This is a genomic window from Bradyrhizobium sp. Leo78, assembly GCF_059512425.1.
On record NZ_JCAMOT010000050.1, the window covers coordinates 1 to 26544 of the forward strand.

Consider the following 26544-nt stretch of genomic DNA (forward strand, 5'->3'; position numbering starts at 1 on the left):
AGCCAGCATGGTGAATCAGAAACCGCCTGATTTGGGAATCCCAAATCGATTCAAGCTAACTTCATTCCGCTTTAGCTGGGTCGCGGAAGGCGGACGGGGCCGAAGGCGACAAGCTGACTTTCGATGTCGATGTGTTCGAGGGCGACCTTGCGGGGGCTGACGGACCGGCATCGGTCTTTATCGACATCATTGGGCGACCGCTCACGCTGCTGTCCTTTGCTGGCGTTGCCCGTCGGACGGCTTGGCGCGGCGCTTTCTATCGTGGCGCTGCCTATGCGGGAGCGGCCGCCGTGGGGGCTGCTGCCGTGGCAGGAGCTGCGGCCTATCCTTACTACTACGCACCCAAGACCGATGCGGCGCAAGCGCCGCCCCGTCCGACTTGCAAAATGATAGCAAATTATATATATTGCTATCAACGCCATCGTCAATTTTGGGGTGCCATCGTGCCCGCTGTCACAATCCGAAATCTTTCCGAGGCGACCCACCGAGCTCTCAAGGTGCGCGCGGCCCATCATGGTCGCAGTACCGAGGCCGAGATGCGCGAAATCCTCGAAGCTGCCGTCCGTCCCGAACGCCGTGTCCGATTGGGTACCGCACTCACTGACCTCGGCCGCCGCATCGGGCTTACGAATGAGGACCTCGATGCCTTGACGCGCGGTCGCGAGAAGAAACCTGCCGAGCCGATGAGCTTTGAATGATCGTCCTCGATACGAATGTCGTCTCGGAGGCGATGAAACCGCAGCCGAATCCAGATGTCCTTCGTTGGCTGGATGAACAAGTCGCGGAAACCATCTACATATCGAGCGTCACCGTCGCCGAGTTGCTCTTCGGCATCAACGCGCTTGCACCCGGCAAGCGCAAGGACAGGTTGGCTGAGGCGCTTAACGGCCTGATGGAGTTGTTCGCGGACAGGATTTTGCCATTCGATACTGACGCCGCACGTCAGTATGCTGATCTGGCAGTCAGGGCTCGCGCCGCAGGCAAGGGCTTCCCGACGCCCGATGGCTACATCGCAGCGATCGCTGCATCGCGAGACTTCATCGTGGCGACGCGCGACGCCAGCGCATTCGATGCAGCAGGCATCTCTGTCATCAATCCTTGGAACACAAGCGCCTGACCTCCATTCGCTCGGTGCTTACGTTCCCGGCGACGTCCGTCCCGGCGCGTCTATCGTCATGGCTGCGGGCATGGCTGGCGCAAACTGGGGCGGAGTGCGTGATCGTTATCTCGACCCTGTGAACCTCGCCGATCCAACGAAGCCTCTGGCTGGTCAGCCGGGCAAGGCGATGAAGAACTACAGGCAGGAGCTCGCTGGCTGGCTGAAGACCCGTTATGGGCAGGAAGGCAGGAAGACAGGAAGGCAGGAAGAGGAGAACCTCGCTTACTTTGATGCTCTCGCCCCTGAGCATCAGCGCATCTTCCTGCGCGAAGTCTATTACGCGGAGTTGCGTGAAGGCGGAAACTCCCAACACGCCAAGAGCCAGTCCCCCGCCCGAACTGCCTGAAAACAAAACGACCATGGCCATGACCACTGCCGAAAGCACCAGCACCGTGACGAGGATCCGGATGGGAATTGAGGCTGCCTTGCCCAAGGCAAACACCGCCATTGCCGCTGCGCCGATGGTGACGGGACAGACGAACATCCACTGCGGGTAGCCGCCGGGACTTTCCTGGCCGCTCACCGCATAGCCGAGCCGAATGCTGAGCACCACAAGGTTCGCGGCCACCACAACTGTGATGAGGGTACCGACGCCTTGCCGTAATCGTGAATATGGCCCGGCAACTTCGCGAGCAACGCCTCGATGCCGGTCAGTTGATCGCGCCGCAGTGCGGCCGCCGCGCCGATGAGGGTGACAGCGATCAGAAGGACGCGAGCGGCCTCTTCGGCCCATTCGATAGGTTCGTGGAGCGCATATCGGTAGAAGACCGAAAGCAGAACCACGATCACGTTCAAAGCCAAGACCAACGCGCCGAGCCCGTCGACGAGAACTGCTTCGGGCCGAGGCTGGCGAACCGTCGCGTGGGCGCCATAGTGGCTTGCGTCATGCCGAGTATATCGACATGTTCCAGGATGCGTCGACCGAAAAACGATCGTTCAGCTTGGAGCGCTAGGACAGGACCACAACTTTCTTCGCAACTCATTTTAATTGAGCGCTTCGTTCATGCATCGAGGGCTCAATAACAAACGACAGACTTTTGCGCGTTCTCGAGCTACGTTACGGCGCTAGGATTGAAACTATCGGCCCTACTGAAATCATCGTGCTGCCGGTCAGCTAGAGTCCACAGATGCCAGTCGATCACGTGCAATTCTGCACCAAAAAGTACCTGAAAAACTCCTACGGCTTTCGATCAGCGGCCGTGCGGCCGGATCTTGTCGAGAAAGCAAACGGCTGGTTGACGGCTAACGCCACCGGCATAGGGGCCGTGCTCGGCGTGCAGACGATCGCAGAGGACTCCGATGAGATCGCCTTCGTCGGTGAGAATGGGCTGTTTCTGGCCGACATAGCCAGGGCGTGTCTTATTCATCGATTGTCGGGACCCGCGCCGAATACCAAGCCAAGCAGGAATTCCGCGCGATTGACCTCGATCTGGACGACGGCTCCAGCGTGAAGCTCAAAGTCGAAAGTGGACATGGCAAGCTTCGCGATGCATTCGCCGTCTCGTCTTTCCTCGGGCATTTGCTCCAACGTTTGAAGCAGGATCACCCGGCCTACCGGCCGTACTCGGGTTGAGGGATACTAGACTAGCGCAGACGTGTGTTGGCCCCCGGATTCGTGAGGGAGACCCAACGGCGACAGCGGCGATCAATTTGAGAGACGCACTTTGCCCAGCAGGTACCGTTTCGCCTGTCAGCGCGCCAGGGTGTGAAGCGGCGCCCAACATTGACCCCTACGCTTGCGAGATCAATCAATCACTTAAGACGCCGATCGGTCTCCGGACCCTACGCCGAATAACAATCGAGGCCGGCGTACCAAGCCTGGTCGAGGCACGCGAGATCATCGCCGAATTCCACCTGATGATCCGGCGCAAGATCGAGGCGGGCCTCATCCCATAGATCGAGCGCGCCCGCGCCAGCCTCGTCGTCTCGTTTCGCCAGCGGCGTCGCGAAAGATGAAGCGGCGGTTCGAGCAGCAATCACTTTGCCCTGGTCCAACGGACAGACTGAAGGTCAGATCACGCGCCACAAGCTCGTCAGACACCAAATGTACGGCCGCGGGAAAATCGATCTGCTTCAAGCCAGGTTGATCGGCGCAGAATGAACGGAGCTGCGTCGGAGCCCGTATTGCAAGCCGAATGACAGGAAATGTCGTGGAGTTTGTCGCTGCGCTCATCACCACCTCCGGGAGCGCACTATTTGGCAGGGTCGGCCAACCATTTGAAATAGGCCTCGCGCTACCCACGTTGGCAAATTTGATATCGACCGCACACGGAATCGGCAACGACGCCATTCGCCACGATATGTGCAGCAATCGGGCCGTGATGGTTGTCATGGCCCGCTTTCGGGCATCCATTGTCCGGAAAGATTTCGGCTTTGCCTACTCTGCGGCGCTCGCCCTCGCAAAGGTGGCTTCGAGTTCTTTGCGGAGAGCAAACGCTGGCAACTTCGTGTCCCACGAAACGTCCTGCCAGGTGATCGGCTCGTCCGACCGGATGTCGCGGACCAACTTGATGCCATGGGCCAAGCCCAGCGGCAGATATCCACTTGCGAGCGACTTTCGAGCCGGAACGAGCTTGCCGAACACGGTGTAACCGCCCTCGCCGTCCAACACTTCCCCCGCCTTCAGATCGCGCTTGGCCGTCGCGACCGCATCGGCGTTGAAGGCCGTGGCCACGCCGGTCGCTTCGCGGCGCAGACCGATCGACGCAACCGAGATGCCCAGTTCCAGACCGATCAGGTGCCACTTCTTGTAGGAGCTCATGTAGCGACCGCTCGGATCGGTGATCACCTGATATTCCTTGAAGCATCTCCGGATGTATTCGGTGTCGCCCTCGAAGCTCACCCAGACGCCCTTCCGGATATCGTTGGGGATCGGCGTCCCGTCCGGGCGAAGGCTGGACACGACCTCGACGAGTCCCTTGCGCGACAACACGCCGCCTTCGGCCTTGGGCCGCATCAGCGCGGCAATGTCATCGACCGATCCCGGAGGGAAGCTCAGCCCGTCATCGGCCACATCAAGACCGGTCGCATTCGCGATCGCCGCGCTTTCGATCGCAGGCTTGGAGCCGTCGAGAAACGCGTTGAACATCTTCGGGTTCATGCCGCCGAGCGCCGCCTGCTCCGCGGTGACGCCCCAATGGTCCCAAACCGTCTCCGGGGTCGACTTGCGATAGGCAGGCAGCCATTTATGCCCGCGCCCTGCCGCCACGACTGGGAAGCCGCATGCGCGTGCCCAATCGACAAGTTCACAGGTAAGCGCGGGCTGGTCACCGTAGGCGAGGCTGTAGAGGACATTCGAGGCCTCCGCGCGCTTGGCGAGCATCGGCCCGCAGAACGCATCGGCTTCCACCGTGACATTGATCACGTCCTTGCCGTGTTCGAACGCCACGAGGCAGTGTTCGATCGCCGCAATCGGATTGCCGGTGCATTCGACGATGATCTCGATCTCGGGGCGGGCCACGACCGCGCGCCAATCATCCGTCAGGTACGTCGTTCCATTGCCAAGCGCGTCGTCGAGCGATTTGGCTGCATGGCGTTCGGACGGCCAACCGACCCGGGCGAGGTTCTCGATCGCACGTGCCGGAGCGACGTCCGCAATGCCGACGAGATGAACGCCCGGCGTCTTCAGTACCTGGGCAAGGTACATCGAGCCGAACTTTCCGGCACCGATGAGACCCACGCGGATGGGCCGACCATTGGCCTCCCGCGTCTGCAACATCTTGAAGAAGTTCATCAGCACGTCTCCGATTGATTGTCCTGGCCGCCTTCGACGTCCCCAACGAGGAAATCGAAATCGCAGCCATGAGGGGCCTGCAATACGCTTCGACGATACAGCGCTTCGTATCCGCGTTTCGGAACGCTCGGCTGACGATGGGACGCCAGCGGCTGCGCGATTTCGCTGTCGTCAACGAGAAGGGCGATCCTCTTGTTCGCGACCGAGAGCCGGATGCAATCTCCCGTGCGAACGGCCCCCAAACGGCCGCCGATTGCGGCTTCCGGAGCGACGTGCAGCACGATCGTGCCAAAAGCCGTTCTGGACATGCTGGCATCCGAAATGCGGACCATGTCCTTGACGCCCTGCCGAGCCAGTTTCTCGGGGATCGGATCGGAGATAGCGTTCAGTTCGTCATTTCCGATCCCGATGCCAGCCCGCCCGGCGATGGCAGCGAGATGAATCACGGCGTTGGTCGAACCGCCGAGCGCCATAAGCACGCGCAGCGCATTCCGGACGGAGTGTCTGGTCATGATCTCGCGCGGCCGATCCGGGCGATCGATCAATGCGACCGCTGTCTGGCGGCTCTGTTCGGCCGCCACGAGGCGGTCGGCGCTGACCGCCGGGATCGCCGCCGTGCCGGGAAGCATCATGCCGAGCACTTCCGCGATGCAGGCCATCGTGCTGGCCGTTCCCATCACCGCACAGGTGCCCGCGGTCGTCGCAAGGCGTCCCTCGACGACGTTGATCTCGTCGGCATCGATTTCACCACCGCATATTTTTGCCCGATAACGCCCACAATCGGTACAGGCGCCCAGTCTTTCGCCGCGGTGCCGCCCCGTGGACATCGGCCCGGTGACGACCTGGATCGCGGGTACCGTGCAAAATCCATGTCGCCGCAATTCGTAAGGCCGACGTAGAGCCCCTTGGGTTTAGTCATTCCGCTTTTCCTGAGACGCCCTGCTGCGGAATTCGACCTGCAGGAGCTTTTCGTTCGGAAGGATCATCGCGCCCTTGTCGAGTTTGCCGTGTCCCTGCTGCAGTGCTTGCTGATAGGTGGCAGTCGCGGCGGCCAGAACGGGAAGTGGGATGCGCTGCTCGGCCGACAACGTGGCGGCGCAGATCATGTCCTTGTAGGCAGCCTTCATTGGATAGCCCGACTCAAACTCGCCCTTGGGATTGTTCGGCACGAAGACCTCCGACGCGTAGCTTTTGCCCGTGCTGCCGTTGACGACTTCGGCGACGAGGTCGGGATCGAGACCGAGCTTCACCGCCATCGGCAAGACTTCGGCGGGTGCGGCCATTCGGAATGGAATTAACAGCGGCGGCATGCGAGTTCGTGCTGAGGTCGATGACGATCGATCCCAGTGCGAGGTTCGCCGCAAGGCCGTTGCTTCCAAGCAGAATGCCGTCAACGGACGCAGTGTCAGGCAGACACAGGAAGACGACCGAACAGGAGGCTAGATCGAGATAATTGGTGGTCGTTTTCGCCCCGGCCCTCTCGAATGACGCGAAGGTGTCGCGACTACGGTTGCAAACGATGGTCGGATCTCCGCCTTTCATCAGGTTACGCGCCACGTGGCGCCCCATCTGACCAAGGCCGACAAAGCCGATTTTGGTTCGTTCGATCATGCTTATCCCGTCGGTGACGATCGCCTTTGGGCGAACCTAGCTTTTCCGGAAGAAGCGTTGCATCACTGGATGGGAACGCCGCCCAACGCCAATCACGATGGCTACGGACTAGGGACTTCACCAGGCGCGAAACATTCGATCATGGCGCGGGCCACGACGGGTAGCGACCGGAATTCGCGATATCCCACCAGCAGCGAGCGTTGCGCCCACGGTTCATTGAGGTTCATTGCCGCAAATTCGCCCTTCTCGATATAGGGCAATACCGCTCCTTCCGGCAGGACGGCGACCCCAAGCCCGGCCTCGACCATCGGGCGGACGCCGTCGAAACCGAACACCTGCACCCGCATCCGGATGTCGATGTCCGAAGTCTTCGCCTCCGTCAGGATCTTCGCCTGCAGCGAACTGCCCGCCTGCAGCCCGACATGCTGATAAGACGCGGTTTCACCGAGGCGGACGCTGTCGCGGCCGTCGAGCTCGTGCCCCTTTGGCACGATCACCATCAAGGTGTCGCGCCGGTACAAACGGGTCTCGATCGAGGAGTGGTCTATCTGATCGGATATCACGCCGAAATCCGCCGTTCCTTGGCCGACGGCCTGTACGATCCTGTCGCTGGTGTCCTCGCGCAGATCGATGCGGACCTCGGGATACTGAGCCACATAGGATGCGAGGTCTTCCGGAAGAAACTGGGTCACCGCCGAGGTGTTGGCCCACAGCCGAACCAGGCCTTTCGCGCCTGACGAGAACTCGCTCAGTTCGGCATCCATGTCCTCGGCAATTCGCGAGATGCTCTGCACGTATCTGTAAAGCGCTTCGCCCGCCGGCGTGACCTCGATCCCGTCGCGAAGCCGATACAGCAATGCGACGCCGAAGCGTGCTTCGAGATCGGCCACCCGCTTGCTGACGGCCGACGCAGCGATGTTGTTCGCGCGAGAGGCCTGAGCAATGTTGCGGTGCTCAACCACGGAAGCGAACAACCGCAATGAAATGAGATCGAGATGAGCCATTGGGGCGAAGACGCTTCCTTGGACGCGGAGACCGCCTCGTAACGTCGAGGCTCCGTCGACTGCTTTCTCGCGGAAACCTGCCCTCGTTTCAACCGGCACCGGAGCCACCGCCTCGAGCGGCTTGCCGGACTCACCAGTTACGTATACGTTATCGCATGCATAATGTGACGGTAAAGAGACACCGGATGGCTCGAATGGCTTCGTCTCGAACATCAGCAGGACGCCGCGGCCGTGCGCCGACAACACACGAGACCCGCGGCAAGTCCGCTCCGAAGGTGAGGGCCCGGATTCCTCGTTCTGGAAACTCAGCGACAGTCGCAACGCCTAGGGCCCGCGCAAGTCGTTCGGATGCGGCGCACAAGGCGATGCGCGTCCTCATCCTCAACAACGCGTGGCCCGCCGGATTCCAAGCCACCGAGCAAGAAATTGCCGATCACTTGAAGATGAGCCGGACGCCTGTGCGCGAGGCAATGATGAAGCTGCAGCAGGAGGAATTGGTACGCGTCGTTCCCCGTCACGGACTGCGCGTCCTGCCTGTCTCTGCGGATGACATGCGCGAGATCTATGAGGTGCTGACCTCGCTCGAGGCGACTGCGGCCGGACTCGCTGCGCAACGTTCACTATCGACGCAGGACCTCGCCCGGTTGGTCTCCGCGACGGCGTCGATGGAGCGCGCGCTTTTGGCCGGAGATCTCGACGCATGGGCTTGCGCCGACGAGGATTTCCACAAAGCTCTGCTCGCGCTTTGCGGCAACCGGAAGCTCGAAGCCGTGGTCCTGAACTTCATGGATCGAGTTCACCGGGCACGCATGGTGACCTTACGGATGCGCGCGATCCCCACGGCATCGACCGAAGAACATTCTGCACTCGTGGACGCAATCCGCCGAGGTGATCCTGAAGCCGCGCACAACGTTCACAGGTCTCACAGGCAACGCGCGGGCCGCGAGTTGCTCGCTCTCCTGGCGCGAGTGGGCCTGAACCAGATTTGAATTCACCACCTTGGAGGTTCGACATGGCGACACACAACGACACGCTCGATATTGCGGTTCTCCCGGGCGACGGCATCGGACGCGAGGTCGCGGCGGCCTGCATCGAACTGCTCGCGGCAACCGAGAACGTCGCCGAGGGCCCTAAACTTCGGCTCACGACGCATAATGCGGGAGCGCAATATTACCTCGAGAGCGGCGACGCATTGCCGAAATCCACGATCGACGCATGCCGCTCGGCCGACGCGATCTTGTTCGGTGCGATGGGATGGCCGGACGTGCGCTTGCCCGATGGCACCGAAATCATTCCGCAACTCGACCTGCGCATGGAATTCGACCTCTATGCCGGGATCAGGCCTATACGCTGGTTTCCGGGTTTGCCTCAAATCCTGAGCGACGACCGATCGCGCCAAACCGATCTGGTTCTCGTCCGCGAACAGACTGAGGGCCTCTTTTACGCACGCGGTACAGGTACCGTCATCGAGGATCGCGAGGCCCTGGATACGATGCGGATCACCCGCGAGGGGACGGCGCGCGTCAGCGAATACGCCTTCCGGCTCGCAAAGCGCCGCAAGGACCGCCGCGGATCAGCGCGCGTCACCTGCGTGGACAAGGCGAACGTCTTCAGCTCGATGGCCTTCTTTCGGAAGGTGTTCGACGATGTTGCGGCATCGCACACCGCCGTCACGAGCGACCATGCCTACGTCGATGCGATGGCGCTCACGCTTGTCAAGGCGCCCTGGACCGTCGATGTCATCGTCACCGAGAACATGTTCGGCGACATTCTGTCGGATCTCATTGCCGGGCTTGTAGGCGGCATGGGAATGGCTCCCTCGGCGGACATCGGCGATAACCATGCACTGTTTCAGCCTGCACACGGGACGGCGCCGGATATCGCCGGACAGGGCAAGGCGAACCCATGCGCCATGTTCCTCTCGGGCGCAATGATGTTGGATTGGCTGGCCGACAAATACGAGGACCAGCGATTGGAGTTGCGCGCACGTCTGATCGAGCGCGCCATCGAAGCCGCTTTCGCTGCCGGGAACGTCCCCATCGAACTCAAGGGTGGATCGGGGTGCGCCGAGATGACGCGCGCAACCATCGCAGCCATGCCCGAGGCGATCCGGGCCCTCGCCTGACGTCGGCTGGAAGCGCCGGATCAACTAACTGGGACCAGCCATCGCCGGTGACGAATGCGACCATGTCGAGAAAATAGTTCTGACCGCCAGAACCTATCCTAGTGTGACCTGACAAGGTCGGCGGGGACGCGATCAATTTGCGCCCCGCCGAAACCAAAAAAGAAGGGAGGTAGAAATGATCGTTAGGACGATTCTGACCGCCGGATTCTCGGTTCTGATTTCAGTGATGGCATCGGCGACCTACGCTGAGAGCTCCTTCCCCACTCGGCCGATCACGATGGTCGTGCCGTTCGCCGCCGGCGGCGCCACGGACGTGATCGCGCGGATCGTCTCGGAAGGCATGAGCAAGCAGTTGGGAAAGCCCATTATCATTGAGAACGTGGCCGGTGCTGGCGGCACGACCGGATCGATCCGTGTGATGAAGGCAGCGCCCGACGGCTACACCTTGCTCACGGGGCACATGGGCACGCACGCCTCATCTTTCGCGCTGTACGAGAAGCGCAAATACGATCCACGTACGGACTTCGAACCGATCGGTCTCGCCGCGTCCGCACCGATCGTCGTTTTCGCTCGAAAAGATTTGTCCGCCGCGACCTTTCCGGAGTTCATCGCGCTCATGAAGCAGAAAGGCGCGGACCTCAAGGTTGGTCACTCCGGCGTCGGCTCGAACGCCCATCTGACTTGCGCCCTACTCAACATCCTGGTCGGCAGCAAACCAACTGAAGTGCCCTATCGCGGCAATGGTCCATTGATGACCGATCTCATGTCCGGAGCGATCGACTACTCCTGCGATCAGGTCATCACCGTCGCGCCGCAGGTCTCGGCAGGCACGGTGAAGGCTTTCGTCGTCGCGTCCTCGCAGAGGTCGAAAGTCCTGCCCGACGTCGCTACGTCCGAAGAAGGCGGCCTCAAAGCGTATCAGGCAGATGCATGGACGGCGGTTTTCGCACCGAAGGGCGTCCCGGCCCACATCATCGACAAGCTGGAGGACGCATACAAGAAAGCCATGGCCGATCAGGACACGGTCAATCGTCTCGAGAAGCTGGGAGCCGTCGTTCCTGCACGCGAAAATCAATCGCGGGCCTACTTGAAGAAACTCGTTTCATCCGAAGTTGACCGCTGGTCCAAGGTCATCACGGATGCTCGCATCAGCATCGCCGACTAGGTTTTGCTGATAACCACCGCTGCGACGAACCCGCCCCAGGGGCCATGGCAAGGTGCCCGCGTGTTCGGTGAAAGTTCGGTCAGCAGAAAATCAACCTCTACGGAACATCATCGCCGCGCATCCGACCGCCGCCGATCGAATGCGGCCTATTCCAGAAAAATTCGCGATTGCCTGTCGCTGTAATTCGGCGCGCTGTTTGACCCCTATCGGCGCCGAAGGTTGACCCCAGCCGATAATATCGAAACCTTTGAACCGTCGCCGGAAAATTCATGTCGTGCAGGGTCAACGTTGGAAGCCCTTAGGGGTCAAAGTTCGGCGCTTATTCACAGACCAGGAGATGGACGAGATCTTCGCGTTTCACATGGACCTCACAGACGCCGCACTTCGACCCGGCCGAACAATCCGCCGGGCCGGCGGATGAGCACCAGGATCACGATGGCGAGCAGAGCAGGGAAACCCCATCGCGCGCCGGCCAGGAACTGGACCGGCGCCTCGACGATGGCGAGACCGAACGAGGTGATGATCGCGCCGGGCAGATGAAGCCCGCTGGCCAGCCATAAGTTGCGATCCAGAAATGTCCCATCGGTCCGATACGGTAAAGCGTCCGCCGTCGTGATAGCCGAGCGTAACGGTCTGGCCATCTGGCGAAAAGCTATAGTCCTTAGCCCAGCCGGGCTCGGGCTGGAATGCGCCAATCTCCCGGCGCGCCAGAAGATCAAAGATAATCAGCGGGTCCCAGGTTCGAGCCCTGGTGCGCCCGCCAAATCAATGACCTAGCCAGAAAAACCGTTTGAGAGTGGTCAAACGGTATTTGTGCACGCAAGTCTTGATTCACCTGAAACTTCGCGCGCGTAATCTTGCGCTGGAGCTTGGCTCCGACCGATCCTTTGTATTTGAGGCGGGGCGCCGCGTTTCGCCCCGAGTGGGCTAGATTCAGTCCTTGAAGACGATGGTGCGGGTCGCTCGCCTTTAGGACTCCGCTAGATGCACCATGAGAGTTTCCTGGATCGTTGTCGCAATCATCGTTCCGGTAAAATCATGGATACGCGCGATGGACAATCCGCGCCCTCCCTCGGCGCAGGGACTCTCTGTGTCGAAATGCATCCAGCCATCGGGCGAGAAGGCGCGGTGAAACCAGATGCAGTGGTTGAGGCTCGAGAGATAGAGCGGCTCCTTCGATTGCAGGTCGCGCAGGTGGCCGCTGACGCTGCTGAAATTGAGCCACCAGTCGGAGAGATAGGCAAAGACGGCCTGCTGGGCCCGCGAGCCGGCGGTTAGGGGTTGCCGTCCCCTCAGCCAGAATCTGAGGCGGGATTGCGCGGTCGCTTCGGAGAGCTGCCGTTCGATGTCGGGAATGCGAAAGTCCATGCTTGGCTTCACATGGCGGGAGTAGGGGCCGAGCGGCCGCAATTGCCGCATGAGGACATCGGGAATCGTCGTCAATTCCGGCAGGCTCTCGGGGTCTTCTGCTAACGCCGACGATGAGATTGCGTGTCGCGGCCCGGGCTGTGGCGCGCAGAATGTCGCATGGGCATCCAGCACCAGACGGCCGTCACCCTGGACGCCAAGGACATGGCGGGACGAGAACCGCTTGCCATCCTGGAGGGAGTTGACCTCGAACTCGACCGGCTGGCCGGGATCGGCACCGCGCAGGAACAGGAGTTGCAGCAGGGATGCGGGTCGATCGTCCGGAGCGCTCAGCGTGGCGGCCATCATCGCCTGCCCGAGGATCTGGCCGCCGTAGGAGCGCCCGTTCAAATTGCCATCACCGAACCAGCTACGGTAGCGACCCGGTCCGGTCGGTTCGAGCGAAACCAGGGCCTCGATGTTGACTTCGTCCCACGGCTCGTAGGCCTCATCGTGCATCGCCATCATCCTTGTGACCGAGATCGAACAAAAGATGGCAAGGCCGGCAGAGCCGTCCTCGCCAAGTCTCTCTCGGGAGAAAGTGGTTGCTCGCGCCGCTTCAATAGGCCGCGCTGCGGAAGTGCCTGGTTGTCACAGCGCCGGGAATTTCTGCGGCGCCGGATAGAGCGGATAGCCTGTGGCAACGCCGTACTCGCTGATGCCGAAGCCAGTCTCGCCGCCGCTATCGAGTCTGACGACATGATCTGACAGGGTGCGGGCCGTCGCGCGCGTTGCGGCATCGTCCAGGTCCCACACATCGTGCGCGGCGTGCTGCTCGCCGCGATCATCGCCATGCGTCCATCCCTTCAGGCCGCCATACATGCCGGCCTTGAGATAGAAGCGGGTCCGCAGGCCGACCATCCGGACATGGCGGGGCTCGCCGCGATCGAACTTGAAGGTGAGATCGGCGGCGGCAATGGTCTGACCGAGCTTGTCGTCATTCCATTCGATAGCGTGCTCGAATGCGGTCACGTCGCGATGCGAGATCGAGCCGTCGGCTTCGCGGCGGAATTCGGTGCCCGAGAGGTAGTGCGCTTTGCCGGGCGCTCGCTCTTTCACGAAGACCGACAGCGCCGATCGTTCGAACTGGAACATCGACCAGGTCCAGAAGAAATTGCGGTGTGTGGCGACCGGCGGCCGCGTCTCGTCGGTGCGCATCTCCGAGCGAAGGCCCCAGGAGCGGTCGCGCTGCCCCCACCAGGTCTCCGGTGTTACCTCAAAGCGCCTGCCGTCGACCGCGATCCAGCCGCGCCAGCGCCCGAACTGCGAGACCCGGGCGAGATCCTCCTCGACGACGCCCTCGCGCTCGCGATAGTTCTGCTTCTCCTGCGCCGGCGGGAAGCTTGCCATGAATTCGAGCGCGAAGCTGATGCCGGACGGATTATCGGCGAGCGTGAGCCGGTGCAGGTTCATGCCCTCGACGATCTCGATCTTCAGGCCTCCGACCGACGTCTCCAGAGGGCGCGTGCCGAGCCGGCGCGAGGCACGAAAATTGTGCTGCTTGCGGCCGATGGTCACGCCGGCGAAGCCGTCCATCACGCGACGGTTCGGATAATAGCCGAGCCCGATGTCCAGAAGGAGCTCGCTGCCGTCGATCGGATGGGCCGTATACCAATAGCGTTCGGTGAAGCGTACGTCGCCCACGCTGGCTGTTGCAAATGGCGCCGGCGTCTGATGGCCAATAAGGTCGTCCTGGGCTGTCAGCATTGTTCTTGTCCTTGCTTCGATTTCGACGTGAATTGATCGCCCCGGCTCAGTCTTTGCCCGGTCCTGCGCCGAGAATGTCGCCGAACAGCACCCAGGTCTTGCCGTCGAAACGCGCGAACTGGCGCTCCGTGATCGCGGCATAGTCATCGGGTGTCGTCTGGATCGAAATTCCCGGCAACAGCATCGGCAGCTCGATCCCCTTCAGATTGGTGGCCTGCTTCAGCACGTTCTCGCGGGTGAGTTCGTCGCCGCAGCGCTCGATGATGATCGCACCCAACTGCGCCGTCGTGTATGCCGTCACGGCAATCACGTCGTTGGGATCCATTCCCGGCAGATATTTCGCGGTAAAGGCGAGATAGTCCGTCATTCCCTTGTCATTGGCCCAGCTCGGATCGTTCGGGGTCTTGTAGGATGTGGTGGTGAGGACGCCGGTGGAGGCATCGAGCCCAGCCGGGATCAGCACGCCGCTGATCGAGTTGGCCGTCGAGCCGAGGAAGATCTGCGGCTTCCAGCCCAATTCGTAGATCTTGCGGATCGCCATTGAGGCGAACTTGTTCTGGGCCGCGATCAGAACCGTGTCGGCGCCGGACGCCTTCAGATTGACGATCTGCGAATCGATCGTCGGCTCGGTCGATTGATAAGATTCCTCCTTCACGATCATCTTGTCGGTCTTCGTGCCAAGCCCTTGCTTCAGGCCGAGCAGGAAGTCCTTTCCGATGTCGTCGGCCTGCATGAGGACGCCGACCTTGGCCTCCGGTTTGGTCTGCAGGATGTAACGCGCGATGATGCGCGACTCGTTGACGTAGGTCGGCGAGTAGGGCGTGGTCCAGGGGAATTGCTTCGGGTCGTTCCACCGCGTGCCGCCGCTCTGCACGAGGAGCTGGGGAACGCCCTTCGAATTGAGATATTTCTGGATCGCAGCATTGGTGGGCGTGCCGAACGGCGCCATGATGGCGAGGACCTGCTCGTTCTCGACGAGCGATCTCGTCACCTCGACCGTCTTCGGCGGGCTGTAGGCGTCATCGCGGGTCACGTAATTGATCTGCCGCCCCCTGATTCCGCCTTTCTCGTTCAACACCGCAAAGTAGGCGAGCATGGTCCGCGGGAAGCTCGCATAGATCGATGCCGGGCCGCTGTAGGGCGCGTTGGCACCAAGCTTGATTTCGCTGTCGCTGACACCGGGCCCGTAGGCCTTCTGCGCAGTTGCTGCGCCGATGCTGCAGCAGAGCGCGAGTGTCCACGCGGTCAATGTAAGGATTGCCCTTTCCCTTCGCATCGTCTCCTCCATCCCATGTCGTCACGTTCGATGAACCATCTGACGGCCCGCGGCCTGCGTTCTCTCGACGCTTTACCTGCCGAAGCCGTCATGCAATAATAGACCGTCCGGACGGATTATCAACTTTTTTTTGGAGATGCGCGACGAGGGAGGACGCAATTGCGCGACGGGATCATTTCGTGGTGCCGTTGCGACAGCGCAGACCATTCAAAAGATCGCGCACGGAAAAACGGGCGAGCAATATCGCCCTGACGGAGGAAACATGAAGCTTACTCAGGCCCTGACTTCGGCGGCACAGTTGCGCAGAGATAATGTCGGCACCATCTGCGGCGGCAGGTCGCGGACGTGGAAGGAGATCTGCCGCCGGGTCGCGGGCGCCGCCGCCGGCTTTCGCCGATTGGGGATCGAGCCCGGCGATCGCATCGCCATCCTGGCGTTCAACAGCGATCTCTATATCGAGGCGCTCTATGCTATCGCGTGGGCCGGAGCAGTCGCAGTGCCGCTGAATACGCGCTGGGCCGTTGCCGAAAATGCCTATGCGCTCAACGATTCCGAGCCTAGAATTCTCCTGGTGGATTCCGCATTTGCGGAGACTGCTACGGCGTTGCAGGAGTCAAGGCTGCTCGCCTCCGTCGTCTTCATGGATGAGGGGCGCCCGCCGAATAACATGCTGAGCTACGACGAGCTCGCAGCCGAGGATCCGATGGAGGACGCATCTGGCGCCGACAATGACCTCGCCGGAATTTTCTACACGGGCGGAACGACAGGCTTCCCCAAGGGAGTCATGCTGTCGCATGCCAACATCATCTATGAATCGCTGGTGTGGATCTACGCACTCCGATTCAAGGAGGACACCCGCTATCTTCATTCGGCGGGCATGTTCCATCTTGCCGGCGCCTCGCCGATGGTCGCCCTGACACTGATCGGCGGGACCCATGTCCTCATTCCCAAATTCGAGCCGGAGCTTGCGATGAAGGCGATCGCCGAGCACCGTGTGGATTACTGCCTGTTCGTGCCGACGATGCTCAACATGCTGCTCAACCATCCTACGTTCGGGCGATATGATCTTTCGAGCGTCAAGGATTGCGAATATGGCGCCTCGCCGATGCCGGACGCGCTTCTCATCAAGCTGATGCAGGTGCTGCCGGGTTGGCGCTTTCACCAGGGCTATGGCATGACCGAAAGCGCGGCTCTGGCGACCATCCTGCCCTGGGAGTATCACGCGCTCGAGGGGCCCCTGGCGGCGAAGCGGAAATCGGCCGGTCGCGCGGCGCCCGGTGTTGAGATCCGCATCGTCGACGACGCAGGCAGGGAAGTGCCGCGCGGGACCGTCGGAGAGATCGCGATCCGCGGCGCCGGCGTCATGCTCGGCTACTGGCGCAAGCCCGCGGAATCTGCGCGCGTCCTTCGCAATGGATGGTTGCACACTGGCGACGGCGCCTGGATGGACGAGGACGGCTTCGTCTATATCGTCGACCGCATCAAGGACATGATCGTCTCGGGCGGAGAAAACGTCTACTCCGGCGAGGTCGAGAATGCGATTTTCCAGCACGAGCATGTCAGGGAATGCGCCGTCATCGCCGTGCCTGACCCGCAATGGGGCGAGGCTGTTCACGCGATCGTCGTGCCGAAAGACGGGCTCACGCTCGACGCGGAAACCGTGATTGCGCATTGCCGGACGTTGATTGCCGGCTACAAATGCCCGCGTTCGGTCGAAATCAGGCGTGAGCCGCTGCCGCTAACCGGCTCGGGCAAGATCATGAAGTCCGCGCTACGCGAGGAAAAATGGCGCGGGTATAGGAGGTCGGTGAATTGATGCAGGTCGCCGTGACGCAGAAGGAACGAACCGCGCAATCGACGCAAGATTCCGCCCGAGCGGCCATCGTCTTCGACGAGCCTACAGTGCTGTCCGCGCTGGAACGGCATCTCCGACAAGAGTTGGGCAGCGAGGTCGAGATCGAAGGCCTTGAGCGCAAGTCGTCCGGCTTTTCCTGGATCACCTACAGCTTCGGTGCTCGGGCAGGAGCGGGAGCCAGTCGCCGGCTGATCTTGCGGGTCGGGCCACCGAACGGCCTGTTCGCGCCCTATTCGGTGCTGCCTCAGGTCCATGCGTTGCAATCGCTGAACGGAACGCAGGTCCCTGTTCCCGGGCTTGTGTCGTTCGATCAGGAAGGAACGGCGCTCGGCTGTCCGTTCTTCGTCTGCGAGCACGTCGAAGGCGATGTGCCCGCGCCCTGGGCCGGAAGCAAGCTGAGCGAAGAGCATCGGCGCGACATCGCAGGCCAATTCATCTCGATCCTGGGCGAACTGCACCGGCTCGACTGGCGCGGGACCGAGCTTGCGTCCTTGCATGCGGAGAGCGGCGAACGCGACGAGGTCCGTGCCATCGCCGGCTGGTGCGCGTCGCTCGCGCGTCCGACCGCGCGCTACTATCCGCTGCTCGATTGGGGCGGGCGATGGCTGCTCGACAACTGTCCCTCGCCGCCACGTCGGACGATTGTGCATGGCGACTACAGGATCGGAAATTTCCTTGAGCGCGAGCAGCGGATCACTGCCATTCTCGATTGGGAACTTGTTCATCTCGGCGATCCTCATGAGGATCTGGCTTGGGCGCTGATGCCTACGTTCAATGGCCGAAGCAGGAAGCTCTATGGCGTCGTGGAGCGCAACGAAGTGATTGAACGCTATCAGCGTGCCTCCGGTGTGCAGATTTCCGAGAAAAGCCTAGCATATTACGAGGCATTCGCCCTGTACCAGGCGGCGGCAATCCAAATGCGCGCCGTTCGAGCCTTCGAGGTGGACAAGTTCAACGACATGCGCATGGCCGTGATGGCGAGTCAGATGGCTTCGATCGTGCGAGCCTTCGACCGGGCGCTCGAGGCCGCGGTATGAGTGCATCCTTCGACCGATTGATTGACGGCATGATCGAAGCGTTGCGAAGCCACGTGCTTCCGAGAAGTGGTGACGAATTCGTGCGGGGCCAGATATCCTCCACCATCTTCGCTCTGAACGGGCTGAAGCTCACGGCGGATTGGAAAGCCGGCCCGTTGCTGGAACAGGTGCGCGTCCAGGACGCCGCTCTCGCCGAAGTCGGACGGCTGGCGGGCAAGATGAGGCATCCCCCGATCCCGGCTTTGCCGCGCGCGGAAGGCGCCACAGCCGATTCCGCGGCCGTCGAGGCCCTGCGTGACGATGGGGATCGCATCCTGGGCGAGCTCCTGTTCTGGGCAAGCAGCGAAGATGCCAGGACGGCGGATCCCGCAGTTGCACGCGAGATCGAACTGTTCCTGCGCCGATCGATCTGCGAGCAGCTCAAGGTCGAGCTCGCGATGACGCCGAAATCCATGCTGCATCAGATTGCCACGGGCGAGGAAGGCGCCTGACAGCAGCGTCGCGGCCGCGCGTCTGGTTGCATCCTGCGTCGCGCCTGCGCCACAGGGCCGCATTGGACCAGAACTATTGCAAATCCGACGCGTCGGTTTATTAATGACCGTCGGCTCTGGCCTGCGCATCCCGAGGAAGAAGACCATGTTTGAATTTGCCGAACCTGCGATGCTGGACGAGGAACTGGTCCTCGTGAGATCCCAAATCCGCAGATATGTCGAGGAGCGCATCGTCCCGGAGGCGGAAGATTGGGAACAGACCGGCGAGATTCCCCGGCAGGTGTTCCGCGACCTCGGCTCGCTCGGCGTGCTCGGCATGCGCCATCCCGTCGAGTACGGCGGCGGCGGCCTTGGCGCGCTGTCGTCGGTGATCCTGGCCGAGGAGCTCTCGCGCTCGTCCTTCGGCGGCGTGGCGAGCTCGCTGACCGTCCATTCGGACATGTCGATCTCTCACATCGCGCATCGCGGCACTGAGGCGCAGAAGTCGCGCTATCTTCCTGCGGCCTGCGCCGGCGAGAAGGTCGGCGTCGTCTGCGTGACGGAGCCCAACGCGGGGTCCGATGTGGCCGGGCTCAAGACCCGCGCCACCCGGACCGACGCCGGCTGGGTGATCAACGGCTCGAAGACCTTCATCACCAACGGCGTGCTCGGCGACATCTATGTCGTGGCGGCGCGGACCGATCCGGACGCCCGCGGCGCGCGCGGCCTTTCACTCTTCATCGTCGAGCGCGGCACGCCGGGCTTCTCGATCTCCGGAAAGCTTCGCAAGCATGGCTGGCTGAGCTCGGACACTTCGGAACTGTTCTTCCAGGACGCGCTGGTCCCGCATGACGCGTTGCTCGGCGAGGAAGGCCGCGGGTTCTACTACATCATGAGCACGTTCCAAAACGAGCGTCTCGTCATCGGCGGGCTGGTGTCCGGCGCGTGCTCCAAGGCGATCGAGGTGACCCTCGACTACCTGCGTCAGCGCAAGGCGTTCGGCAAGACCCTGTGGGAGCAGCCGGTCGTGCGCAACAAGCTGTCATGGATGGCGGCGAAGGCGGCCGGCGTCCGCGCACTGACCTATCAGTGTGCGCAGATGGTCGACGAAGGCCAGGACGTCGTTCGCGAAGTTTCCATGCTGAAGGCGCTCGCGGGAGAGACATTGCAGGAGGTGGTGCACACCTGCCTGCAGCTCCATGGCGGGATCGGCTACATGTCGGGAACCCCGATCGAGCGGATGGTGAGGGATGCGCGCATCCTGACCATCGGCGGCGGCGCCACCGAGGTCATGCTCGAGGAAGTCGCCAAGCGCATGTGAGGCGGGCGGCGTGTAGTGGGCGCGGTCTCATAGCGCCTGTCCGCGAAGTCGCAATGTGGTTAGGGAGGGCGAATGTCGGGTCCGCTATCTAGCTTGACCGTGGTGGAGCTCGCAGGAATAGGTCCGGGCCCGTTCGCTTGCATGATGCTTGCGGATGCCGGCGCGCGTGTGATCCGGGTCGATCGGCCGCCGGTCCGCGGCAGCGCGGCCGACGGCCTGTTCCGCAACGACGGCTTCGTCGACCGCGGCCGCCAATCGCTTGCGCTCGATCTGAAGCAGCCTGCCGGCGTGCAGGCGGCGCTCCGCCTCATCGAACGCGCCGACGTGCTGATCGAAGGCTTTCGCCCGGGCGTGACCGAACGCATGGGGCTCGGTCCGGAGGTCTGCCTCGCCCGCAATCCGCGCCTTGTCTATGGACGGATGACCGGCTGGGGCCAGCACGGTCCCTACGCGAATATGGCGGGCCATGACATCAACTACATCGGGCTCAGCGGCGCGCTGCACGCCATGGGCTCGGACGACAGGCCGCCTCCACCACCGCTGAACCTGGTCGGGGACTACGGCGGCGGAGGAATGCTGCTTGCGTTCGGCGTGGTGGCCGCCATTGTCGCAGCGACGGCGACCGGACGTGGACAGGTGATCGACGCGGCGATGGCCGACGGCGCGGCGCTGCTGATGGCTCCGATCTACGGCATGGCGGCGAAGGGCTATTGGTGCGATCAGCGCGGCGCCAACTTCCTCGATGGGGCCGCGCATTTCTACGGCACCTACGAATGCGCCGATGGCAAGTTCGTCGCAGTGGGGGCGATCGAGCCGCAATTCTATCGCAGCCTGCTCGATATTTGCGGCATCGGCGATCCCGCCTTCAAGGACCAGTGGCGCGCGGAGGCGTGGCCGGCGCTGCGCGACAAGCTCGCCGCCGTGTTCCGCTCCAAGACCCGTGCCGACTGGGTGGCGCGGTTCGACGGGACGGATGCGTGCGTGACGCCCGTGCTCTCGATGAACGAGGCGCCGCTTCATCCGCACAATGTCGCCCGCGCAACATTCGCGATGACGGAGGCCGGTTCGCAACCGGCGCCGGGGCCGCGATTTGAAAGCACCAAGGGAGGGCTGCCTGCTCCAGCCCCGGCAACGGGCCGCGACACGAGCGTGATCCTGCGCGAGGTCGGCTATGAGACCGGCGCCATCGAGGATCTCCTGCGAAACGGCGCAGCCTATCAGCCTACTGACGGAACTTGAGCATGCTTTGTCCGCGCAACGTTGTCTGAGTTTGAGACGCCGGTTGTTGGTCTGGTCTGATCCGGACAAAGATCGAGGAAATCTTGAGAGCGAGAGAGCCGGGAGACCGCCGCAGCTTTCTCGCGCAAGCCAAATACCATCCGTGAAGTCTCGTTCAGCGTTGACATAAACCGGATGGCCGGACTATTAATTCATAACAGCCGGTCGTCATGCGACCGCGACCATGTCCAGGGTTTGAGGGAACGCGTCATGATAGAGATTGCAGAGCACCACGTCCTCAGTGCTGACGGTCCCGTCCTTGCAGAATTGCACAAGGACGGCGTTGCCCATGTGAAACTCAATCGACCGGACCAGGCCAATGGTCTCAACGTCGAGCTTCTCTCCGAGCTTCATCGCGTGATCATGCTGCTGCATGGCGACGACCGCGTGCGCGCCGTGCTCGTGACAGGTGAGGGCACGAACTTCTGCGCCGGCGGCGACGTCCACGCCTTCCTCGCCAAGGGCACGGATTTGCCTGCCTATATTCGCGTCGCGACCGCGTATCTTCGACTGGTTGCGACCGGCCTGATCCGATTGAAAGCGCCGGTAGTGTCGGCGGTTCACGGCTATGCGGCCGGCGGTGGCGGCATGGGTCTGGTGTGCGCATCCGACTTCGTCGTCGCCGCACAATCGGCAAAATTCATTGCAGGCGCAACGCGCGTGGCCATGGTTCCGGACGCCGGAGTCAGCGTGACGCTGACCCATCTGGTCGGTCTGCGCCGCGCGATGGAAATCCTGATGCTCAACCCGGTCATTGACGCGGCGCAGGCGCTCGAGATGGGGCTCATCACGCGCATGGTGCCCGACGCGGCATTGCTCGATCAGGCATGGGAGCTGGCGCGAACACTCGCCGCAGGTGCGCCGGCGGCGCTCGCAAACACCAAGCGTCTGCTCTGGAACGGCCTCGGTGAGGGAGTAGAAGCAGCCATGCCTGAGGAGAACCAGGCACAGGAGGTTCTCTCAGGCATGGCGGACGCGCGCGAGGGCCTCGCTGCCGTCATCGAGAAGCGCAAGCCGAAATTCACGGGGCGCTGAGGCGATGGCGGCTGACAACGTCAAGCGGCGGCGGGCTCTGGTCGCAGGTGGTGCAAGCGGCATCGGCGCGGCGACCGCCGCTCGGCTTGTGGCGACCGGCGCGGACGTGCTGATCGCGGACATCGATGCAGCCAACGGCGCGCGGATCTCCGGCGACATCGGCGCGACATTCGTCGCGGTGGACCTGACCGACCACGCCGCGGTATCGGCCGCGCTCGCGCACAGCGATCCGTTCGATATTCTCGTCAACAGCGCCGGCGCCGATCAGCATGCTTTCTTCACGCAGACGGAACCGAAGGATTGGGCGCGCCTGATCGCGCTCAATCTCGGCGCGGTGCTCAACACGACTCATGCGGTCCTGCCGGGAATGCAGCAGGCGCGTTACGGGCGCATCGTCAACGTGGCCTCCGAAGCCGGCCGGCTGGGCTCCAGGGGCGGCTCTGTCTATGCCGCGGCCAAGGGCGGCGTCATCGCCTTCACGCGCTCGATCGCGCGTGAGAACGGACGCATGGGAGTGACGGCGAATGTCGTCGCGCCCGGACCGATCGACACGCCGATGCTGCGGCGTGCGGTCCAGGACGGCGGAGAGAAGCTGATGACGGCGATGACCTCGGCGACGCTGGTCGGGCGCCTCGGCACGCCGCAGGAAGTCGCTGCCGTCATCGCCTTCCTTGCATCGGCTGATGCGGGCTACGTGACGGGCGAGGTGCTGGGCGCGTCCGGCGGCATGGGGTGCGGAGCGTGAGCCGCGATCCCGTCGAGGACGTCATCGATCGGGTGCGCGGCGTCTATTCGCGCTGGCGACGTGACACGCCCGTTTCGCAAATGCGTGCCGATTGGGATCAGCTCTTCAGCTCCTCTGTCTCCGCGACGATCGAGCCGGTGCAGGCCGATGCGGTTGCCTGCGAGTGGGTTCGACCCGCTGCGGCCCGCCAGGATGCGGCGATCGTCTATCTTCATGGCGGCGGCTTCCGCGTTGGCTCGCCGACGTCTCACAGGGAGATCATCGCGCGACTGGCGGCGGAGGCCGGAATCCAGGTTCTCGCGGTGGACTATCGTCTGGCGCCCGAGCATCCGCTGCCGGCCGCGCTCGATGATGCGATCACGGTCCTCGAATGGCTGGAGAAGTCGGGCCTTCCCGTCGATCGTATCGCGCTGGCGGGAGATTCCGCCGGCGCTGCGTTGGCTCTAGGGACGATAGTTGCGCGCCTGCAGCAGGGTAAACCATCTCCGGCCGCAGCCTATCTGATGTCGGCATGGACCGACCTCACCGCATCGGGCGAGAGCTACCAGTCGCGCGCCGCGCTCGATCCGATCCACCAGCGTCCGATGATCCTTGCGATGGCGCGCGGCGCGCTCGGACCCGACGTGAGCACCGAGGATCCGCGGCTGTCACCCCTGCTTGCGAGCGCGGAGATCATGCGCGCGCTGCCTCCGATGCTGATGCAGGTCGGCGCGCGCGAAACGCTTGTCAGCGACACCGAGGACTTTGCGGCACGCGCCAACGCGGCCGGTGCTTCCGTCCGCTCGGAGATCTGGCCCGGCATGATTCACGTCTTCCAGCAATTCCCGGACCACTTGCCCGAGGCCCGCGAGGCGGTGGCAGCCGGCGGCAAATTCATTGCGACTCATCTCGTGAGCGTACAGACAGGAAGCAACCCTCCATGATCGGAATCACCGCGTTCGGGGGCTACATCCCCCGCCTTCGTCTCTCACGCGAGGCCGTAGCTCAGGCGAACGCCTGGTACGCTCCGCAGTTCGCGAGCCAGAAGGGCGAGCGCGCCTTTGCCAACTGGGACGAGGACAGCGTCACCATGGCGGTCGCGGCGGCACGCGACTGTCTGGGACCATCGGAGGACCGATCTCACGTTCGTTGCGTTCTCCTCGCCACCAACACGCCGCCGTTCGCGGAGCGGCTGAATTCGGCGATCGTTTCCGGCGCGCTGACGCTCGACGATACGGTCGAGGCCACCGATCTCGGGGGAACGCAGCGCGTGGCCCTCTCCGCCATTTCGCAGGCGATCGCGCGCAGCAACACTTATAAGGGCGATGTCCTCGTACTGGCCGCCGACCGGCGCAGGACGCGTGCGGCGAGCACGCAGGAGCTGGACTATGGCGATGGCGCGGCAGCACTCCTGATCGGCCGCAACAATGTGCTCGCGGAACTGGTCGGATCCGCGACGCTGTCGGTCGATTTCGTCGACCATTTCCGTGCAACAGGCTCGGAGATCGACTACCAGTGGGAAGAACGCTGGGTCCGCGAAGAGGGCATCAGCAAGCTCGTGCCGCGCGTGGTGGCCGCAGCCTTGAAGGAAGCGGGGGTCACCGCCGACAAGGTCGATCACTTCATTTTTCCGACGTCGTTCTCGCGCATGGATGCGCAGGTCGCCAAGGCCTGCGGCGTGCGCGGTAACGCAATCGCACCGTCCATGATGGAGCGCATCGGCGACTGCGGCGCGGCGCACGGGCTCATCATGCTTGCGCATGTTCTCGAACGCGCGCAGCCCGGCCAGATCATCGTGCTCACGCAGTTCGGCAGCGGAGCCCAGGCGATCGTGCTGCGGACCACACCGCTGATCACAGGCTTCAGGCCCGTGCGCGGCGTTTCGAGCTGGCTCTCGCGCGGCAAGGAAGACCGCAACTATACCCGCTTTCTCTCGTTCGGCGGCCAGCTCCAGCTCGAGCGCGGAATGCGCGGCGAGCAGGACCGCAAGACCGCGCTCAGCACGGCATGGCGCAACCGCACGGCGCTGCTTGGCCTCGTAGCCGGCAAGTGCCGCGTCACCGGCAGCGTCCACTTTCCGCCATCGCGCCTATCCTATGATCCCGGCGCGCCGCTGCAGGACACGCAGGAGCCTTACAAGCTCGCAGACCGGGCGGCCCACATCCTGAGCTGGTCGGCGGAATATCTCTCCTACCATCCATCGCCGCCGCATCACTACGGTCAGATCGACTTCGAGGGCGGCGGCCGCATCCTGATGGATTTCACCGATCTCGACGTCGGCGAAGTCGATTCCGGAACGGCGATGGAGATGGTCTTCAGGATCAAGGACGTCGACACGGTCCGCGGCTACACGCGGTATTTCTGGAAGGCAACGCCGGCGCGCGACGCATCGGGCGCGATCACGAACGGCAATTGAAGGAGCAGGCAAACGTGGCTAGTGGCATCAAAGACAAGGTCGCGATCCTCGGCATGGGATGCAGTCGTTTCGGGGAGCGCTGGGAGGCGAGCCCCGAGGACTTGATGCTCGAGGCCTATAGCGAGGCGATGCAGGATGCGGGGATCACGCCCGATCAATTGGGCGCCGCCTGGTTCTCCACGCACATGGACGACGTCGGAACCGGCCGTGGCGGAACGCCGATGAGCATCGCGCTGCGGCTGCCGAACATCGGCGTGACGCGCGTTGAGAATTTCTGCGCCGGCGGCTCGGAAGCGATCCGCGCCGCGGTCTATGCGGTGGCCGCGGGCGCCTCCGACATCGCCCTCGCGGTCGGCGTGGAGAAGCTGAAGGATACCGGCTATGGCGGCCTGCCGGTCGCCACCGTCGGAACGTATATTCCGCAATGGTATCCGAACGCGGTTGCGCCCGCGAATTTCGCGCAGGTCGCCGCCGCCTACCGCTACAAGCACCGCGTCGATCCGAAGACGCTCAAGCGCGCCATCGCCCACGTCTCGGTCAAGAGCCACGACAACGGCGCCAAGAATCCGAAAGCACATCTGCAGAAGACGATCACCGAAGAGCAATGCCTGCGGGCACCGACCATCGCCGCGCCGCTCGGCCTGTTCGATTGTTGCGGCGTGTCCGATGGGGCTGCGGCTGTCATCGTCACGACGCCCGACATCGCGCGTGGTATGGGCAAGCGCAATCTGGTGACGTTCAAGGCGCTCCAGATCGCCTGCTCCAACGGATGGGAGCTCCAGGGCAACGGCTGGGACGGCAGCTATTTTCACACGACTCGGATCGCGGCCAAGAAGGCCTATATCGAGGCCGGCATCGATCGCCCGCGCGAGCAGATCAGCATGACCGAGGTGCACGACTGCTTCTCAATCACCGAGCTCGTCACGATGGAAGACCTGTTCCTGTCGGACGAAGGATGCGCGGTGCGGGATGTGCTCGAGGGCGAGTTCGATGCCTCCGGTCGCGTGCCCTGCCAGATCGACGGCGGACTGAAGTGCTTCGGTCATCCGGTCGGCGCGAGCGGCATTCGCATGCTCTACGAGATCTATCTGCAGCTCAACGGCCGTGCTGGCGCCCGTCAGCTCGCCGATCCGAGCCTGGGGCTGATCCACAATCTCGGCGGCCAGCCGTCGCAGAACGTGTGCGCGGTCTCGATCATCGGCCGCGAGGGAGTCTGAGATC

27 protein-coding genes and 3 pseudogenes are annotated in these 26544 nt (G+C 62.8%); 17 read left to right on the forward strand and 13 right to left on the reverse strand.

The window, feature by feature from the left end; translation table 11 throughout:
* Positions 1–101: 101 nt before the first annotated feature.
* The 3 genes and pseudogenes from AC5ZG1_RS37450 to AC5ZG1_RS37460 all read left to right on the forward strand — a co-directional run.
* Positions 102–371 (forward strand): annotated as a pseudogene (locus AC5ZG1_RS37450) (hypothetical protein); the annotation flags it as partial.
* Between the two features lie 72 nt (positions 372–443).
* On the forward strand, positions 444–698 hold the full coding sequence (locus AC5ZG1_RS37455; RefSeq protein WP_130226832.1) for a FitA-like ribbon-helix-helix domain-containing protein: 255 nt from the start codon (positions 444–446) through the stop codon (positions 696–698).
* Complete coding sequence (locus AC5ZG1_RS37460) at positions 695–1117, forward strand: type II toxin-antitoxin system VapC family toxin (protein ID WP_130226796.1); 423 nt, start codon at positions 695–697, stop codon at positions 1115–1117. The genes AC5ZG1_RS37455 and AC5ZG1_RS37460 overlap by 4 nt, the downstream gene beginning before the upstream one ends.
* Here the strand turns inward: AC5ZG1_RS37460 and AC5ZG1_RS37465 are convergent.
* The 4 genes from AC5ZG1_RS37465 to AC5ZG1_RS37480 all read right to left on the reverse strand — a co-directional run bounded on the left by AC5ZG1_RS37465 (position 1092) and on the right by AC5ZG1_RS37480 (position 2705).
* On the reverse strand, positions 1092–1727 hold the full coding sequence (locus AC5ZG1_RS37465) for a hypothetical protein (RefSeq protein ID WP_496135892.1): 636 nt from the start codon (positions 1725–1727) through the stop codon (positions 1092–1094). The two genes, AC5ZG1_RS37460 and AC5ZG1_RS37465, sit on opposite strands and share 26 nt — an antisense overlap.
* Positions 1679–1960 carry a TRAP transporter small permease gene (locus AC5ZG1_RS37470; RefSeq protein ID WP_496135893.1) on the reverse strand — a complete coding sequence of 94 codons (282 nt, stop codon included), beginning with the start codon at positions 1958–1960 and terminating at the stop codon, positions 1679–1681. The genes AC5ZG1_RS37465 and AC5ZG1_RS37470 overlap by 49 nt, the downstream gene beginning before the upstream one ends.
* Positions 1961–2349: 389 nt before the next feature.
* Positions 2350–2526: a hypothetical protein gene (locus AC5ZG1_RS37475; RefSeq protein ID WP_496135894.1), complete on the reverse strand. Its 177-nt coding sequence runs from the start codon at positions 2524–2526 to the stop codon at positions 2350–2352.
* Entirely contained in the window at positions 2523–2705 is a 183-nt protein-coding gene (locus tag AC5ZG1_RS37480; RefSeq protein WP_496135895.1) for a hypothetical protein, read from the reverse strand. The genes AC5ZG1_RS37475 and AC5ZG1_RS37480 overlap by 4 nt, the downstream gene beginning before the upstream one ends.
* A gap of 233 nt (positions 2706–2938) precedes the next feature.
* On the opposite strand from AC5ZG1_RS37480, the pseudogene AC5ZG1_RS37485 reads away from it, so the two are divergent.
* A pseudogene (locus tag AC5ZG1_RS37485) lies at positions 2939–3260 on the forward strand (ISL3 family transposase); the annotation flags it as partial.
* A gap of 276 nt (positions 3261–3536) precedes the next feature.
* On the opposite strand, the gene AC5ZG1_RS37490 reads toward AC5ZG1_RS37485, so the two are convergent.
* The 5 genes and pseudogenes from AC5ZG1_RS37490 to AC5ZG1_RS37510 form a co-directional block, all read right to left on the reverse strand.
* The gene (locus tag AC5ZG1_RS37490; RefSeq protein ID WP_496135896.1) at positions 3537–4892 is read right to left on the reverse strand and encodes an NAD(P)H-dependent oxidoreductase; all 1356 of its coding nucleotides are present in this window, start codon (positions 4890–4892) and stop codon (positions 3537–3539) included.
* Positions 4892–5773: a dihydroxy-acid dehydratase domain-containing protein gene (locus tag AC5ZG1_RS37495; RefSeq protein WP_496135897.1), complete on the reverse strand. Its 882-nt coding sequence runs from the start codon at positions 5771–5773 to the stop codon at positions 4892–4894. Before AC5ZG1_RS37495 ends, AC5ZG1_RS37490 begins: the two co-directional genes overlap by 1 nt.
* A gap of 30 nt (positions 5774–5803) precedes the next feature.
* The gene (locus AC5ZG1_RS37500; protein ID WP_496135898.1) at positions 5804–6202 is read right to left on the reverse strand and encodes an NAD-binding protein; all 399 of its coding nucleotides are present in this window, start codon (positions 6200–6202) and stop codon (positions 5804–5806) included.
* 49 nt (positions 6203–6251) lie between these two features.
* Positions 6252–6503, reverse strand: a pseudogene (locus AC5ZG1_RS37505) (NAD(P)-binding domain-containing protein); the annotation flags it as partial.
* 101 nt (positions 6504–6604) lie between these two features.
* Positions 6605–7507: a LysR family transcriptional regulator gene (locus AC5ZG1_RS37510; RefSeq protein ID WP_496135899.1), complete on the reverse strand. Its 903-nt coding sequence runs from the start codon at positions 7505–7507 to the stop codon at positions 6605–6607.
* Between the two features lie 365 nt (positions 7508–7872).
* On the opposite strand from AC5ZG1_RS37510, the gene AC5ZG1_RS37515 reads away from it, so the two are divergent.
* The 3 genes from AC5ZG1_RS37515 (at position 7873) to AC5ZG1_RS37525 (ending at position 10797) form a co-directional block, all read left to right on the forward strand.
* Positions 7873–8496, forward strand: coding sequence for a GntR family transcriptional regulator (locus AC5ZG1_RS37515; RefSeq protein ID WP_496135900.1), 624 nt, complete (start codon positions 7873–7875; stop codon positions 8494–8496).
* A gap of 23 nt (positions 8497–8519) precedes the next feature.
* Entirely contained in the window at positions 8520–9632 is a 1113-nt protein-coding gene (locus AC5ZG1_RS37520; protein ID WP_496135901.1) for an isocitrate/isopropylmalate dehydrogenase family protein, read from the forward strand.
* Positions 9633–9909: 277 nt separating this feature from the next.
* Positions 9910–10797: a tripartite tricarboxylate transporter substrate-binding protein gene (locus tag AC5ZG1_RS37525; RefSeq protein WP_496135928.1), complete on the forward strand. Its 888-nt coding sequence runs from the start codon at positions 9910–9912 to the stop codon at positions 10795–10797.
* 368 nt (positions 10798–11165) lie between these two features.
* On the opposite strand, the gene AC5ZG1_RS37530 is transcribed toward AC5ZG1_RS37525, so the two are convergent.
* From AC5ZG1_RS37530 to AC5ZG1_RS37545, 4 genes are all read right to left on the reverse strand, one after another.
* Complete coding sequence (locus tag AC5ZG1_RS37530; protein ID WP_496135902.1) at positions 11166–11438, reverse strand: hypothetical protein; 273 nt, start codon at positions 11436–11438, stop codon at positions 11166–11168.
* A gap of 328 nt (positions 11439–11766) precedes the next feature.
* Positions 11767–12663, reverse strand: coding sequence for an acyl-CoA thioesterase (locus AC5ZG1_RS37535; protein WP_165435284.1), 897 nt, complete (start codon positions 12661–12663; stop codon positions 11767–11769).
* 132 nt (positions 12664–12795) lie between these two features.
* Positions 12796–13911 (reverse strand): Rv3169 family protein, encoded by a 1116-nt coding sequence (locus tag AC5ZG1_RS37540; RefSeq protein WP_496135903.1) that lies wholly within the window; start codon positions 13909–13911, stop codon positions 12796–12798.
* Between the two features lie 46 nt (positions 13912–13957).
* Positions 13958–15187, reverse strand: a complete 1230-nt coding sequence (locus AC5ZG1_RS37545; RefSeq protein WP_496135904.1) for an ABC transporter substrate-binding protein — start codon at positions 15185–15187, stop codon at positions 13958–13960.
* Between the two features lie 262 nt (positions 15188–15449).
* On the opposite strand from AC5ZG1_RS37545, the gene AC5ZG1_RS37550 reads away from it, so the two are divergent.
* The 10 genes from AC5ZG1_RS37550 to AC5ZG1_RS37595 all read left to right on the forward strand — a co-directional run bounded on the left by AC5ZG1_RS37550 (position 15450) and on the right by AC5ZG1_RS37595 (position 26540).
* Positions 15450–17003 (forward strand): acyl-CoA synthetase, encoded by a 1554-nt coding sequence (locus AC5ZG1_RS37550; protein ID WP_496135905.1) that lies wholly within the window; start codon positions 15450–15452, stop codon positions 17001–17003.
* The gene (locus tag AC5ZG1_RS37555) at positions 17003–18079 is read left to right on the forward strand and encodes a phosphotransferase family protein (RefSeq protein WP_496135929.1); all 1077 of its coding nucleotides are present in this window, start codon (positions 17003–17005) and stop codon (positions 18077–18079) included. Before AC5ZG1_RS37550 ends, AC5ZG1_RS37555 begins: the two co-directional genes overlap by 1 nt.
* Positions 18076–18570: a hypothetical protein gene (locus AC5ZG1_RS37560; RefSeq protein WP_496135906.1), complete on the forward strand. Its 495-nt coding sequence runs from the start codon at positions 18076–18078 to the stop codon at positions 18568–18570. Before AC5ZG1_RS37555 ends, AC5ZG1_RS37560 begins: the two co-directional genes overlap by 4 nt.
* A gap of 145 nt (positions 18571–18715) precedes the next feature.
* Positions 18716–19870, forward strand: a complete 1155-nt coding sequence (locus tag AC5ZG1_RS37565; protein WP_130226813.1) for an acyl-CoA dehydrogenase family protein — start codon at positions 18716–18718, stop codon at positions 19868–19870.
* A gap of 72 nt (positions 19871–19942) precedes the next feature.
* Complete coding sequence (locus tag AC5ZG1_RS37570) at positions 19943–21109, forward strand: CaiB/BaiF CoA transferase family protein (RefSeq protein WP_496135907.1); 1167 nt, start codon at positions 19943–19945, stop codon at positions 21107–21109.
* A 249-nt stretch (positions 21110–21358) separates the two neighbouring features.
* Entirely contained in the window at positions 21359–22183 is an 825-nt protein-coding gene (locus AC5ZG1_RS37575; protein ID WP_496135908.1) for an enoyl-CoA hydratase/isomerase family protein, read from the forward strand.
* 4 nt (positions 22184–22187) lie between these two features.
* Positions 22188–22928, forward strand: a complete 741-nt coding sequence (locus AC5ZG1_RS37580; RefSeq protein ID WP_496135909.1) for an SDR family NAD(P)-dependent oxidoreductase — start codon at positions 22188–22190, stop codon at positions 22926–22928.
* Positions 22925–23851 carry an alpha/beta hydrolase gene (locus AC5ZG1_RS37585; protein ID WP_496135910.1) on the forward strand — a complete coding sequence of 309 codons (927 nt, stop codon included), beginning with the start codon at positions 22925–22927 and terminating at the stop codon, positions 23849–23851. Before AC5ZG1_RS37580 ends, AC5ZG1_RS37585 begins: the two co-directional genes overlap by 4 nt.
* The gene (locus tag AC5ZG1_RS37590; protein WP_496135911.1) at positions 23848–25323 is read left to right on the forward strand and encodes a hydroxymethylglutaryl-CoA synthase family protein; all 1476 of its coding nucleotides are present in this window, start codon (positions 23848–23850) and stop codon (positions 25321–25323) included. Before AC5ZG1_RS37585 ends, AC5ZG1_RS37590 begins: the two co-directional genes overlap by 4 nt.
* A 14-nt stretch (positions 25324–25337) precedes the next feature.
* Entirely contained in the window at positions 25338–26540 is a 1203-nt protein-coding gene (locus AC5ZG1_RS37595; RefSeq protein WP_496135912.1) for an acetyl-CoA acetyltransferase, read from the forward strand.
* Positions 26541–26544 lie beyond the last annotated feature (4 nt).